Origin of the sequence: Marinobacter sp. 3-2 (genome assembly GCF_003751355.1) — a bacterium.
Classification (GTDB): Bacteria; Pseudomonadota; Gammaproteobacteria; order Pseudomonadales; family Oleiphilaceae; genus Marinobacter; species Marinobacter adhaerens.
Genome location: NZ_RJUQ01000017.1, coordinates 25,544 through 39,312, shown reverse-complemented (window position 1 = coordinate 39,312; position 13,769 = coordinate 25,544). Strand labels below are relative to the sequence as shown.

The 13,769-nt window shown below is 56.5% G+C and carries 11 protein-coding genes; 7 read left to right on the top strand and 4 right to left on the bottom strand.

What is annotated here, in order from left to right; all coding sequences use genetic code 11:
• The first annotated feature begins 126 nt into the window (after positions 1–126).
• The gene (locus EDB94_RS17020) at positions 127–2,205 is read left to right on the top strand and encodes a dehydrogenase (protein WP_108019024.1); all 2,079 of its coding nucleotides are present in this window, start codon (positions 127–129) and stop codon (positions 2,203–2,205) included.
• Here EDB94_RS17020 and EDB94_RS17015 read toward each other — a convergent pair.
• The 3 genes from EDB94_RS17015 to EDB94_RS17005 form a co-directional block, all read right to left on the bottom strand.
• Positions 2,175–3,734 carry a glutamate synthase-related protein gene (locus EDB94_RS17015; protein ID WP_108019023.1) on the bottom strand — a complete coding sequence of 520 codons (1,560 nt, stop codon included), beginning with the start codon at positions 3,732–3,734 and terminating at the stop codon, positions 2,175–2,177. The two genes, EDB94_RS17020 and EDB94_RS17015, sit on opposite strands and share 31 nt — an antisense overlap.
• Before the next feature lie 139 nt (positions 3,735–3,873).
• Positions 3,874–6,066 (bottom strand): OsmC domain/YcaO domain-containing protein, encoded by a 2,193-nt coding sequence (locus EDB94_RS17010; RefSeq protein WP_108019022.1) that lies wholly within the window; start codon positions 6,064–6,066, stop codon positions 3,874–3,876.
• A gap of 93 nt (positions 6,067–6,159) precedes the next feature.
• Positions 6,160–6,855, bottom strand: coding sequence for an aspartate/glutamate racemase family protein (locus EDB94_RS17005; RefSeq protein WP_108019021.1), 696 nt, complete (start codon positions 6,853–6,855; stop codon positions 6,160–6,162).
• A 204-nt stretch (positions 6,856–7,059) separates the two neighbouring features.
• Here EDB94_RS17005 and EDB94_RS17000 point away from each other — a divergent pair, with 204 nt between their 5' ends.
• The 6 genes from EDB94_RS17000 (at position 7,060) to EDB94_RS16975 (ending at position 11,605) form a co-directional block, all read left to right on the top strand.
• Entirely contained in the window at positions 7,060–7,824 is a 765-nt protein-coding gene (locus EDB94_RS17000; RefSeq protein ID WP_181259062.1) for a MipA/OmpV family protein, read from the top strand.
• An 11-nt stretch (positions 7,825–7,835) separates the two neighbouring features.
• On the top strand, positions 7,836–8,513 hold the full coding sequence (locus EDB94_RS16995; RefSeq protein ID WP_108019019.1) for a hypothetical protein: 678 nt from the start codon (positions 7,836–7,838) through the stop codon (positions 8,511–8,513).
• Positions 8,510–9,583, top strand: coding sequence for a sensor histidine kinase (locus tag EDB94_RS16990; RefSeq protein ID WP_064226837.1), 1,074 nt, complete (start codon positions 8,510–8,512; stop codon positions 9,581–9,583). Before EDB94_RS16995 ends, EDB94_RS16990 begins: the two co-directional genes overlap by 4 nt.
• Positions 9,580–10,332, top strand: a complete 753-nt coding sequence (locus EDB94_RS16985; protein ID WP_014576829.1) for a LytTR family DNA-binding domain-containing protein — start codon at positions 9,580–9,582, stop codon at positions 10,330–10,332. Before EDB94_RS16990 ends, EDB94_RS16985 begins: the two co-directional genes overlap by 4 nt.
• A 17-nt stretch (positions 10,333–10,349) precedes the next feature.
• Positions 10,350–11,261 (top strand): pirin family protein, encoded by a 912-nt coding sequence (locus EDB94_RS16980; protein ID WP_108019018.1) that lies wholly within the window; start codon positions 10,350–10,352, stop codon positions 11,259–11,261.
• Between the two features lie 104 nt (positions 11,262–11,365).
• Entirely contained in the window at positions 11,366–11,605 is a 240-nt protein-coding gene (locus EDB94_RS16975; protein WP_062784747.1) for a DUF1289 domain-containing protein, read from the top strand.
• A 51-nt stretch (positions 11,606–11,656) separates the two neighbouring features.
• Here the strand turns inward: EDB94_RS16975 and EDB94_RS16970 are convergent, their stop codons facing one another.
• Positions 11,657–13,756, bottom strand: coding sequence for a TonB-dependent siderophore receptor (locus EDB94_RS16970; protein WP_108019017.1), 2,100 nt, complete (start codon positions 13,754–13,756; stop codon positions 11,657–11,659).
• Positions 13,757–13,769: the final 13 nt, after the last annotated feature.

Below are 13,769 nucleotides of genomic sequence, written 5' to 3'. Positions count from 1 at the left end.
CGTTCGGCCCGCCACTCTATTGTAGACGTTGAATAGCGGTCTGGAATTTGATCTGCGCTAAGGCAGAAACCGATCTCCTGAATTAGGCTGTAAATGATAACAACAGGAAAACGGGAAGACCTGAATATGAAAACCGTTGTCAGCGTCAGCCAGGGATCTGGTGAGTACGATTATGATATCGAGACGTCGTTTCTTGCGCAGCCTTTCCGGATTATCCGGATCGGTACGGACGGCGATCTCTCCCGGGCCGAGGCGGTTCTGGAGTCCGTGCATCCGCAGGCAGATGCCATCGGTCTGAGCATGGTACACGATCATTACGAGGTGGGCCGGGAGCAGCTTGAACACCCGGATACTGCCCGCCTTGAGGCCTGTGTGCCGGATAAGCCGGTAACCACCGGTGCCGGGTTGCGGGCTATCCTGCAGGAATGGGCTGTGCGTCATACCCAGTCTGAGCTCGGGCATTTCTTCGACAATGCCCGGGTGCTCTTTTTGAATGGGCAGGCCGGTTACCGGATTGCCAGGGCCCTTTCCGAACATACCGAGAATCTCTTCTTTGCCGATCCTTACACGGATTTCGGAGTGCCAAGGCTGCTGACTTCCCTGAAACAGCTGGAAACCTATACCTCGCTTACTGCCCCCATCATGTTCAGGCCTGCAGCGGTGAAAGCGGTTGAAACCATTCTCCGAACACCGCTGTATCGGTTGGGTGAGAACCTGGTTAAAGGTTCGCTCCATCACGCGGTGTCCGAGGCGCATGTCATCGTGGCCTCGATTGGCGACCTGGAGAATTTCACGGCGAAAGAGCTGGATGGAAAAACCGTGATTACCTCGCGGGTAACGGACGCGGCCATGGACTGGATGCGTTCGCGCAAGGTTGCCATGGTAGTGGATTACAGTCCCTGGCTGGAGGGCCGCCCCGTTGGCGTGAATGTGATGGAGGCGATGATCAGTGCGGCGCTTTCCAGGACGCCGGACCAGTTGGGCCCCGATGACTATCTGGATGTTATTCAGAGCCTGCAGATTGAGCCGCGAATCCTTTACCCGAACGGTTATCGCCGGGTTAACCGGTTTGCGTTTGTCATTCACCCCCTGTCGCAGCAATACCTCACCAAAACACCGCCCCTGGACTGGGTTGCCAACGTATCGCCGCCTGTGGTGATGAACCTGGTGGAAAAGGCCATCGCGTATTCGCCACCGTTCATCTACTCCAAGGTATCCGGAATCCGGTCACCCAATGGCGATGAGGTGGAGGGCTGGCTCATTACCGTTGGTGGCACCCCTCGGGAAATCATGGCCCACGGGCCGGAATTTACCTACGCCCGGTTGCTGCAGGCGGCCAAACTGGCCAAGAAACTCGGCGCCCAGATCATGGGCCTGGGTGCGTTTACCAAGGTCGTGGGTGATGCCGGTATAACGGTGGCCAAGCGGGCGCCGCTGCCGATCACGACCGGCAACAGCTACAGCGCATCCGGTGCCCTGTGGGCAGCCCATGACGCCATGAAGAAAATAGGTCGGGTGAGTATTGGCCCCAGTGGCAAAGCGGCCGGCAAGGCCATGGTGGTGGGCGCTACGGGTGCTATCGGGTCTGTCTGCGCCAGATTGCTGGCCAAGGCTGTGGACGAGATTTATCTGGCGGCACCGGAGCCGGCCAAACTGCTGGCTCTCAAGGAAAGCATCGAACAGGAAACGCCGGGTGCCATCGTACATGTTGCCGGCTCTGCCGAACGCGATCTGGCTGACATGGACATGATCGTGACCGCCACCTCCGGGGCCGGCAAACGTATCCTGGATATCATGAAAGTGAAGCCGGGCTGCGTCATAACCGACGTCGCCCGCCCACTGGATATCCCGGCGGAGGATGTCGCCAAGCGGCCGGATGTGCTGGTGATCGAATCCGGCGAGATCCAGCTACCGGGTGAAGTGCACATGAAAGACATCGGGCTCCCGAACGGCATTGCCTATGCCTGCCTGGCGGAAACCATTGTGCTTGCTCTGGAAGCGCGTTTCGAGAACTTCACTCTCGGGCGGAATATCGAGTGGGAGAAAGTGCGGGAGATTTACAAGCTGGGACTGAAGCATGGCATGAAGCTGGCCGCCATTTCCGGGGTGAACGGTGTGTTCACCGAGGAGGACTTCGAACGGGTTCGAGTCCTGGCGGCCAGCGAAGAAGAACCTCAGGCAGAAGGATCAAGCACACCGGCGTAGCGAACGCCGCTGAGCAGGGCCATCTCCCGATGCCAGGTGGACAGGTCATCTATGTTCAGTTTGCTCAGGCTGTCGTGGCCACAGGCTCGTGCCATCACCTGCATCAGTGAGACAGAGGCCTCAAGGAAGTTCTGCAGCTGTTTGGCAGACTGGTCGACGTTCAACCGTTGGCGCAGGTCCTTGTTCTGGGTCGCGATGCCTGCCGGGCAGTTGTTGGTGTTGCAGATACGCGCCGCAACACAGCCGATGGACTGCATGGCACTGTTGGCAACGGCAATACCGTCAGCGCCCAGCGCCATGGCCTTCACAAAATCGATAGGGACCCGCAGGCCACCGGTAACGATCAATGTGACCCGTCCGCTTGCCCCGCGGTCATCCAGATAGCGCCGCGCACGCGCCAGGGCAGGAATGGTGGGCACACTGATGTGATCACGGAAGATCTCGGGTGCAGCACCGGTGCCGCCGCCACGGCCGTCGAGAATGATGTAGTCGGCACCGGCATCCAGGGCGAATTGCACATCCCGCTCGATGTGATTGGCGCTCAGCTTGAAGCCCACGGGAATACCTCCGGTCACTTCCCGAACATGGCTGGCGAAGCGCTGGAAATCCTCAACTGAGCGCAAATCGTCGAAAGTGGGTGGGGAGTTCGCCGGTTCGCCCTCAGGAATATTGCGAACCTCTGAGATCTTGCCGGTGTTCTTGTTGCCCGGCAAATGGCCACCGGTGCCGGTCTTGGCGCCCTGGCCACCCTTGAAGTGAAACGCCTGCACTTTCTTGAGCAATTCTTCCTTGTAACCGAACTTCGCGCTGGCCAGCTCGTAGAAGTATCGGGAATTTTCCTGTTGCTCCTCGGGCAGCATGCCGCCCTCGCCAGAGCAGATGCCGGTGCCCGCTAGCTCGGCGCCACGAGCGAGGGCAATCTTGGCCTCCTCCGACAGGGCCCCGAAGCTCATGTCGGAAACGAATAGCGGCATGCTCAGTGTCAGTGGCTTGCGGGCTTCTGGCCCGATTACCAGTTCGGTCGAGACGTCGGCGTCGTCTGCCAGCGGTTTACTGGCCATCTGCGCCACCATCAGTTGGAGGTCGTCCCAGTGGGGCAGGGTGTGGCGGGGCACGCCCATGGCAGTTGTCGGACCATGGTGGCCCATACTGCTCAGCCCCTCACGGGCCAACTGATGAATAAATTCAACGGTGGGTTCTTCTTTGGTGGATTTGGCCTTCGGCGCATCACCGGATTCCTCGCCGCCATCATCATCGGGCTCCGGCGCCTCCTTGCCAACCTGGTCATCGCTGAACTGCTGGTGAGTGCCGTCACAATAAGGCGCGCTTCCGGTCTGTTTACACTGGCACAGAACGGCCTCTTCGTCTTTTTCGGCCTTGAAGACCTTGGGCTTGAACCCCGTATCTCCGTGGGAACCGTCGCAGAACGGCTGGTTGTTGGAACGGCCACAAACGCAGAAGGCGTATTCCTCGCCTTTTTTCAGGCTGACTTTCTTGGGCTTGTTATCAGCGATCACCGGATTGCTCATTGCAAGGCTCCTTGTTTGGCGTATGCCACAAATGTACAAGGGTGTACGGGCATTAAACGCAAATAGGCTACTTGTAATGATCAAGTGTGAATCAGGACTGACCGCGCCGCCAATGCGGCGCGGCTCGCTCGGCGTCCGATTACTGCTGCAGGCCCGCCCTCGCTGCACGCGCCGCGTGCAGCTTCCGGTAGCTCTCGATCAACCGCTGATGCTTCTCCAGCCCATCCAGTTGCATGTTCGTGGCTTCCAGACCGTGGAAACGAACGCTGCCCTCCACTGAGCCAACAACAGCTTCCATGGTTTCCTCGCCGAACATGCGGGTGAAGTTGGTGATGTAGTCGCCCAGCTCCATTTCGTCGTCAAGGGTGACTTCCAGAACCGCATACATCGCTCGGTAGAACAGACCGCGCTCAACGGTGTTGTCGTTGAACTGAAGGAACATGTCGACGAATTCCAGGGCTTCTTCATGCCACTGCAGGGCCAGGCAGATCAGGATCTTCAGCTCAAGGATCGTGAGTTGGCCCCAGATGGTGTTTTCATCGAACTCCACGCCGATCAGGGTGATGATCGTCATGTAGTTGTCCAGCTGGCTGGCTTCCAGGCGCTCCACCAGATCGGCCAGTTGCTCATCGTCCAGGCGGTGCAGGTTGAGGATGTCTTCCCGATAGTCCAAAGCCATGTTGGTGTTGTCCATGATCAGGTCTTCCACCGGATACACCTCGGAATAGCCTGGAACCAGGATTCGGCAGACTGGCGCGCCCAGTTCCTCATAGACGGCGACATAGACTTCCTTGCCCAGCTCCTCGAGGATACCGAACAGACACTCGGCTTCCTCGGCGTTGGTGCCGGAAAAATCCCATTCAACGAAATCATAATCGGACCTGGCGCTGAAGAACCGCCAGGACACCACGCCTGTGGAATCGATAAAGTGCTCCACAAAGTTGTTTGGCTCGGTCACTGCCAGGCTGTTGAAGGTGGGTGCCGGCACATCATTGAGGCCCTCGAAGCTGCGGCCCTGCAGGAGTTCCGTCAGGCTTCGCTCAAGGGCCACTTCAAAGCTCGGGTGAGCGCCGAAAGAGGCGAACACGCCGCCCGTTCGCGGGTTCATCAGGGTAACGCACATTACCGGGAACTGGCCGCCGAGTGAGGCGTCCTTTACCAGAGTCGGGAAACCCTGGGCTTCCAGGGCTTCAATGCCTTCCAGGATGTCCGGGTATTTTTCCAGTACCTCCCGGGGCACGTCCGGAAGGGCAATCTCCTCTTCGATAATCTGCTTCTTTACCGCCCGTTCGAAAATCTCCGACAGACACTGAACCTGTGCTTCGTTCAGGGTATTGCCCGCACTCATGCCGTTGCTGAGAAACAGGTTCTCAATCAGGTTGGAGGGGAAATACACCACCTCGCCATCCGATTTTCGCACGTAGGGCAGGGAGACAATGCCCCGGTCGGCTCTGCCGGAGTTGGTATCAATCAGGTTGGAGCCGCCAAGCTCGCCGTCCGGGTTGTAGATGGCGAGGCAGTGGTCATCCAGAATACCTTCCGGCAGCTCGTCGTTGGGGCCCGGCTTGAACCACTTTTCGTTCGGGTAGTGGACGAAGTCGCTGTTGGCGATGTCCTCACCAAAGAACTGATCGTTGTAGAAAAAGTTGCAGCTGAGCCGCTCGATAAATTCGCCCAGGGCAGAGCACAGGGCGCTTTCCTTGGTAGCTCCCTTGCCATTGGTGAAGCACATGGGTGAGGCAGCATCGCGAATGTGCAGGGACCACACGTGCGGCACAATGTTCCGCCAGGAGGCAATCTCGATCTTCATGCCTAAGTCTTCAAGGATGCCGGTCATGTTGGCGATGGTCTGCTCCAGGGGCAGGTCCTTGCCTTCGATAAAGGTCTGGGTGCCGCCTTCCGGCTGGGTCATCAGCAGTGCCTGGGCGTCCGCGTCCAGGTTCTCGACGGTTTCAATCTCGAAGGTCGGGCCGGTCTGGACCACTTTTTTCACGGTGCAGCGGTCGATCGAGCGCAGGATGCCCTGGCGGTCTTTCTCCGAAATGTCCTCGGGCAGTTCCACGGAGATCTTGAAGATCTGGTTGTAGCGGTTTTCCGGGTCCACGATGTTGTTCTGGGACAGGCGGATATTCTCGGTGGGAATGTCCCGTGCCAGGCAGTAGACCCGGACAAAGTAGGCTGCACACAGGGCAGAGGAGGCCAGGAAGTAGTCGAACGGGCTGGGCGCCGAGCCGTCGCCCTTGTAGCGAATCGGCTGGTCCGTTACGACGGTGAAATCGTCAAACTTGGCTTCAAGTCTGAGGTTCTCGAGAAAGTTGACGTTGATTTCCATTGCAAAGAGTCCTGGATCGGAGAATTTGGCGCGCCATGGCTTCTAATGGCGGCCATTATCCAGTTTTTGCAGGTGTTCGTCTTGGTCGGTCTTCTACGGATGATGTAACGCCAGCTCCACGGCTCGGGCGGCGTGAATCTCCGTGGTGTCGTAAAGTGGAACCTCAGTGTCGGCCTGGCTGATCAGCAATCCGATCTCGGTGCAGCCGAGAATGACCGCCTGGGCCCCGCGCCCGGAAAGCGACGAAACGATATCCAGGTAGATGTGGCGCGAGTCAGGCTTGATCTCGCCCTGGCAAAGCTCTTCGTAGATAACACGGTGCACCTCATCCCGTTGGCCTTCATCCGGGGTGAGAACGTCGATACCGGCCGCCTCCAGTCGTTCCCTGTAGAACGCCTGCTCCATTGTAAAGCGGGTGCCCAGCAGGCCTGCTCGGGTCACACCCTCTTTCTTCAGTAACTGCGCTGTGGCATCCGCGATGTGTAGCAATGGAATCCCGATCGCCTGTTCGATCTCCGGAGCAACCTTGTGCATGGTGTTGGTACCGATCACCAGGAAATCCGCGCCTGCCTTCTGCACTGACAGAGCGGCCCCGGCAAGAATGTCGGCAGTGGCCGGCCAGTCGCCTTTGTGTTGCAGAGCTTCAATCTCGGCGAAATCCACACTGAAGAGCACCAGTTTGGCTGAATGCAGCCCGCCCAGGCGGTTTTTAACGCCCTCGTTGATAAGCCGGTAATAGGTTTGCGTGGATTCCCAGCTCATGCCGCCGAGAAGGCCAATGGTTTTCATACATGAAATCCCAGAACAGAGTTTCCAACGACTCTAGCACAGTCTAGTGCGGTTGAATGCGCGTTACCGTCCATCTCTATTTATGCCGGCTTGTCGTCCATACCAACCGTTTATCTCACGCTTCCTTGGAGATTCTCCATCCGTGTGAAAGTCCGTGCGTCTGGGTATTCCACCCCTGAATTCATTCACATGGAGATCATTGAAATGAACCCGTTAGCGACTCACCTTGCCCTCCGGTCAAGGCTCACTTTTACAGCACTTGTCTTGTGTATTCTTGCAGGCCCTGTCAGCGCCTCCGACTGGGACGCAAGCCTTGGCCTTTCCGGCGGATCTATCCAGCGCCATGTAAAGGGGGAGAATGATCAGCATGTCGTCGTACCCTATGCCGATCTGCGGTGGGGGATGATGATGGCAAACCCGGAAGGTATCGGGCTTGTTACCTCGCCCACGTCTTCTAGCAGGCTCAAGGTGATGGCGCAGTTACGCCAGTCTGTGTTCGACCCGGACGATAACAAGGTGCTGGCAGCACTGGACGACCGAGATGACACCGGTGAGTTACTGATCAAATGGGAGCAGGCGACACCCTGGGTTGATCTTGCCATTTTTGCGTCGGCCGATGTGTTGGACCGGCATGGCGGTCATGAATGGGGTATTGCAGTTTCCCGGGAATTGCCCGCATGGGGGGGAGCGCTGGTGCCAAGCATTGACGTGCGTCAGCAATCGCGAAGGCTGGTTGATTACTACTACGGCGTTAGCCAGCAAGAGGCGTCTGCAAATATTGCGGCATACGAAGGAGAGAAATCGGTCGTAATGCGGACTTCGGTCTCTCACGTCCAGAAACTGGGTAGCGATTGGCATTCGGTGTTCGCGTTTGGTTATGAACATCTTGGCGACGGGGCTGGCGAAAGTTCAATCGTGGAGCGCAAGGGCTTCTGGTCTGGTGGTGTTGCAATCTTTTATCAGTTCTAGGAGCAAACGACATGAAGCTGTGTTTCTCATCTCGCGAACGAACGGGAGGGCTTGCCGGTATCCTTGCCGGATTAACGTTTCTGTTCGGGATGGTCTTTTACCTCGCGCTCTTGACGGAAGTTCAGTTCGGGAATCTATCGGCAGACATCACTTCCCAGCTCATTTACCTGCAGGAGCACAGCGGTTTTCTGTATACATGGTATTTTGTTATTTACCTCTTGTTCGGCTTTGCGCTGCTCAACATGCAGTTCGGATTGTCGGCTTTGGTGCCGAGAACAACCCTGAGCCAAGCTGCATCGCTCGTGGCGTATCTCTGGGCAGGTCTCGTGATTTCAGCGGGGCTGGTGGCGACCGTAGGGCATAATATGGTGATCACTCTTGCACAGGCCCATCCGGAACTCGCGCCAGGGGCCTTTGTTTCGCTCCATATAGTCGTCAACGGTCTAGGAGGCGGGAACGAACTCGTAGGTGGCGTATGGCTGATTCTGGTTTTTTTTGCCTCACGGCAGAAACAGTCGTTGCCAGAGGCTATTCAGTGGAGCGCACTGTTGGTCGGTTTTGCCGGCACGGCTACTGCACTGCCGCAACTGGCAGGGTTCTGCGCTGCGGTATTCGGGCTTGGCGGCATTCTCTGGTTCGTGGCCACGGGTATGCATCTGGCTTTTAATGGAGCAGGGCAGACATCATGATTACTGAGATTCAACGCCTCTGGCAGCGCCATGACCTGCTCCGAGATACCTTTCAGACGCTTGCAATCTGCTACGCGATTTCGATGGTAATCTGGCTAACGGACGCGGGCGAGTTCTGGCTGACACTGCAGGTTGCTCTAGTATTCGGGGTGTCTTGCCTGTGTGCGATACGGGTCAGTGTTCATTATCTTGAAAACCGGACTTCCATATTGGTGGCCACGGTCATTGGCTACCTGGTGGGAGTCGTTATTGGCATCGTCCACTTGTTTTATCAGCTTTATGGCTCCTTCGAAGAAGTGCGGGAGGCGCCGGCTTCTGATCTTATACTCAAGATCCTGTTCAGTTTGTTGGTGACCTACGTTTTCTACAACTCACATCGTTTGACCCGTAAACGCAGAGAACTACAGGCTCAACGAATGCGAACGCTTGAGCAGGAAAAACAGCTGGCGGAATCCAACTATCAGGTGTTGCAATCAAGAATTGAGCCGCACTTCCTATTCAACACACTCGCCAATATACGTGTACTCATTGACGTGCGACCGGAGACGGCGAAAACAGTTCTGGATGACCTTACAGGGTTGCTCAGAGGTTCCATGACCAAGGCTGAGCGTCAGCTCATTCCTCTGTCTGAAGAGTTGGAGTTTGTGAAAGCTTACCTTTCGATACAGCGCACTAGAATGGGAGACAGATTGACCTTTGAAGTTGTCGTGCAGGATGACATCGCTGGAGTGAGCTGCCCGCCATTTACGCTGCAGCCGCTTGTTGAAAATTCGGTTATCCATGGCATTGAACCTAAACTTGAAGGCGGTCATATCCGGGTGCTGGTAGATGTTGGACCTGAGCGGTGCTGCGTTACCATCCGTGATACGGGGCTGGGATTGCGAAAGGATTCTCGTAAGAACAATGGCGTCGGGCATGGAATCGCCGTTGACAACATTCATCAGCGTTTGTCGCTGCTCTATGGAAAGAATGCATCGCTGATACTGGCCAACCATACTGATGAAAAGGGCTCAGTAACCGGTTGCGTTGCTACGGTTCGGTGGCCGATTAATCCCGGGGACTCGCCATGAACGTTATGGTTGTTGACGATGAACCCTTACTCAGATTTCACCTTCAGAAACTGCTCACGGATCTCTGGGATGAAGCAGAGCAGGTGATCTGTGTGGGGTCGGGCGTGGAAGCGGTCGAACGAATCAATGAAGTTGATGTGCATACCGTGTTTTTGGACATCAAGATGCCCGGTATGAGCGGCGTTGAGACAGCGGGTGTCCTGCGTGATATGGGATTTTCCGGGAACCTCGTATTTGTTACAGCCTACGATCAACATGCCTTGGAGGCATTTGAACATGAAGCGGTGGACTATCTGCTTAAACCCGTGCACGGAGACCGCTTGTATCAGTGCATTGAAAGACTGAGAAAGCGTGATGAAAGAACAGTGAAGTATGAGCTGGATGCTGCGCAGCTGAAACGCCTAATGCCGGTTGCAGGCTCCAGCGAACTTCGCTGGATTAACGCCACCCGCGGCCAGCAGGTTCATGTTATACGGTTGGACGATGTCTGTTGCTTTATCGCCGAGGACAAGTACACAACAGTGGTGACCGAGAACGGGGAGTTCCTCATTCGCAAAACCATCAAAGAATTAACGGAAACCCTCGATGTTGATCAGTTTTGGCGTATTCATCGGGCGATCATAGTTCAGGTTGGCCGTATTTCCAGGGTGGAACGAGATGAAGAAGGACACTATGAGGTGTTTATGGATGGCATTGGCAGAAGACTGCCGGTCAGTCGCAGCAATGCCCATCTCTTCAAGCAGATGTGAAGCTTAGGGAGCGATGCATGAGCAATCTGATGAATTCTGTCGAACAGAGCTGTGATTCGGCCGATGCGCCGTGCAGCGCCATTGAAGTCATTTTGAGCCCAAGGGTTGCTGATCTGGGCGGCTTTTCTGTGCGTCGCCTGTTGCCAACGGCAAAACGGAAAATGGTCGGCCCCTGGATTTTCTTTGATGAGATGGGTCCGGCGGCATTTCCGGCCGGCGAGGGCATCAACGTATTGCCGCATCCGCACATTGGCATTGCCACCGTAACCTACCTGTTTGAAGGCGAAATATTGCACCGGGATTCGGTGGGCAGCTACCAGCCCATCCGGCCGGGAGATATCAACTTGATGGTGGCCGGTAGTGGCATCGCCCATTCCGAGCGGGAGCGTCCTGAAATCACGGCCAAGGATCATCCTCTGCATGGGCTCCAGCTCTGGCTCGCCTTGCCGGAATCCCATGAGGAAACCGACCCCGCCTTTCATCATTATCCGGGCGATCAGATACCGGCCATCGACATTGACGGTGTCCCGGTCCGGGTAATGATCGGCAGTGCCTATGGCGTGAGCTCACCGGTGCGCCAATTCAGCGACACGCTGTATCTTGAAGCTACCCTGAAAGCCGGTCAGACCCTGGAGTTGCCGGAGGCGACCGAACGGGCCGTCTATGTCGCCAGTGGGGCATTGCGAGCTCACGGCTCCGAACTGCCTGCCCATAGCATGACGGTTTTTTCCCGAGGCTCCGGCGTTGAGGTCACTGCTACTGAAGAAACGCGTATCGCTGTGATCGGTGGTGAGCCCCTTGGTAAGCGGTTTATTGAGTGGAACTTTGTTTCTTCCACCAGAGCCAGAATCGAAAAGGCCAAAGAGGACTGGAGGGCCGGGCGGTTTGCCAAAGTCGTGGGTGATGAGGAAGCGTTTATTCCCTACTAGGAGCTTGTCTCGGTTTTCCACTGGTGCCACGCCTTGTATCCAGGTGTCGACGTCTACAGTGTTAAGTAGAGCCACTTCTCAAAGAAGGAGGGGAGCAAGTATCCATGGAGCCCGTCACCAAGAAACCCTGTATCGACGTCTGCGAGTTCAACAAGAAGGCCATTTGCAAAGCCTGCGGCCGAACCCGTCAGGAGAAGAAAGAGTGGAAACAGCTGTCACCGGAACAGAAGCAGGCGATCTGGACACGTATTCTGGAGTCCCACGGCTCGGGTAAAGGAAAGAATCCCAAGGCATTGCGCGAGTTGTACGAGAAGGCCAAAAAGAAGAAGAAAAAGAAGAGCTGATCGCCGCGGAAATGTTCGGGTTGCGGCGATCAGAGACCTCGGGGTGAAGTGTTAGAAACGATACTTGGCGTTTGCGTTCACAGTGCGCCGCTCGCCGTATCCGCAGTCTGCACCCTCGGAGCGACACCAAGTGATGTATTCTTCATCGGCCAAGTTCTTAGCATCGACGGTGAAGTCCCAGTTTTGCCAGGTGTAGCCAATCATGGCGTCGTAAAGGGTAACGGAAGGCACGACGGGCCCGCCGCCTGAACCAACGTTATCGCCCACATATCGAACGCCGGCACCGAACCGCCAGTTGCTGGCGATATAGAGCTGGTTCCACCAGGAAGCCTGACGCTCGGCCACATAGGGAAGACGGTTGCCGGTGCCATCGTCTTTGGCACTGATGTCGGTATACGCCAACTGGGTTTCGAAACGCTGCGAGCGTTTGTTCACCTGCAGCTCCCAGCCGTCGATCACGGCGCCGGTCTGCTCGACACCTCCTGGCGTATTGCCATCACTGACGCGGTTCTCCTGGGTAATATCGAAATACGCGGCGCTGATGCCCAGGGACTCGTCCGGTGAAACATACTTCACGCCAGCTTCCTGCTGGTCGCCGGTTGTCGGTTTCAGGGTATTGGCCTCGGGAGTGCCGTCGGTACCGAGATTCATGCTGAAGGCTTCAGCGTAGCTGATGTACGGAGAAATCCCGTTTTCAAACCGGTACATCAGACCCGCGCGACCGGTAGTGGCTTCTTCATCACTGACGGTGTCTGATCCGGAGACGGCCAGGCTGCGGTTCTCGGCCCAGTCGTGGCGAAGGCCGGCGGAAACGACAACAGGGCCGATTTCCATGTGGTCGGCAACGTAGAGGCCAATCTGCTCAATCTCGTTGTCTGGCCGGTCGGATGGGTTGATGATGCTGTCATTCAGGTTGCCGTACTGTGGGTCGTAAACATCGAATGTTCCGCCCAGACCATAGCCGTAGAAGTAGTTGTCCTGTTCCCAGAGGGCATCCTGGCGGTCGGCTCCGATAATAAGACGGTGGCGGGTCATGCCCAGATCAACATCGCCCTCGAGACGAGCGTCCATGTTGAAGATACGGGTTTCAGTGTCTGCCGTGTAAATGGTTCGTGATACCTCACCGTTGGCGTCAGGAACGCTTGGAATAGTGATCCAATGCTCACGAGTTTCTGCGCTGGAATCGGTATAACGGGCCGTAGCGGAAACCGCCCAGTTGGAATTCAGCTGATGATCGACAAACAGGGTAGCCTCGGTCTTCTCCCGGTCGTAACGATCCCAACCCGGTTCGCCAACAAACCGCTCGGAACCGATGAAACCCTGAGAACCCGGCTCCAGGGTGCCGGCCTGTGGCAGGAACTGGGCAGACACCTGGCCTTTGTTCTCCTGACGGTTCAAAAGCAGGGTGATGCTTGTATCATCGGTGGCGCGCCAGGTCAGTGAAGGGGAGAGCACGTAGCCATCGTCTTCCACATAATCCACCTGTGTGTCGCTGTCGCGTCCCAGTGCGATCAGACGGTACAACAAATCACCGGTCTCGTTGACGGGGCCGGTTACATCCACGGCCAGTTGCTTGCGATCAAAGGTGCCATACTGGGCCCAGATCTCGCCGCCCGGTTCCTCTTCCGGGAGCTTGGATACCCCATTGATGATGCCGCCCAGATCGCTCTGGCCATAAAGCATTGAGGAGGGGCCCTTGAGCACTTCGATGCTCTCAAGGGCGTACACATTGGTGCGGACGGTGTTGTAGGAACCGTAGATCTGACGCAAGCCATCCAGGTAGCGGCCGGCGTCTACTCCACGCACTTTTGCGGAATCGATTCGGGTGTCAAAACCGAAGTTGCCCGCGTTAACCCCTGGGGTGTAGAGCAGGGCGTCCTGGATGTTCTTGGCGCCGGAATCTTCGATGAAGCTGCGATCGACGATTGAGACCGAATAGGGTTGCTCTTCAACCGGAACGTTCAGTTTTCCAACGGCCGGCGTTTTTTCCAGAGGCATATAGTCCGGAGCGGTAATCGCATCAGAAACCACATCGAGAGCTTCGAGTATGGTCGCGTCGTTGGTTTGCGATTGCGCCATGGCCAGAGAGCTTGCGCCGAGGAGTGAAACCAGTGCTGCAGAGCTGCAGCGTCGGGAGCGAATGACTTTCATACAAAAATACGCC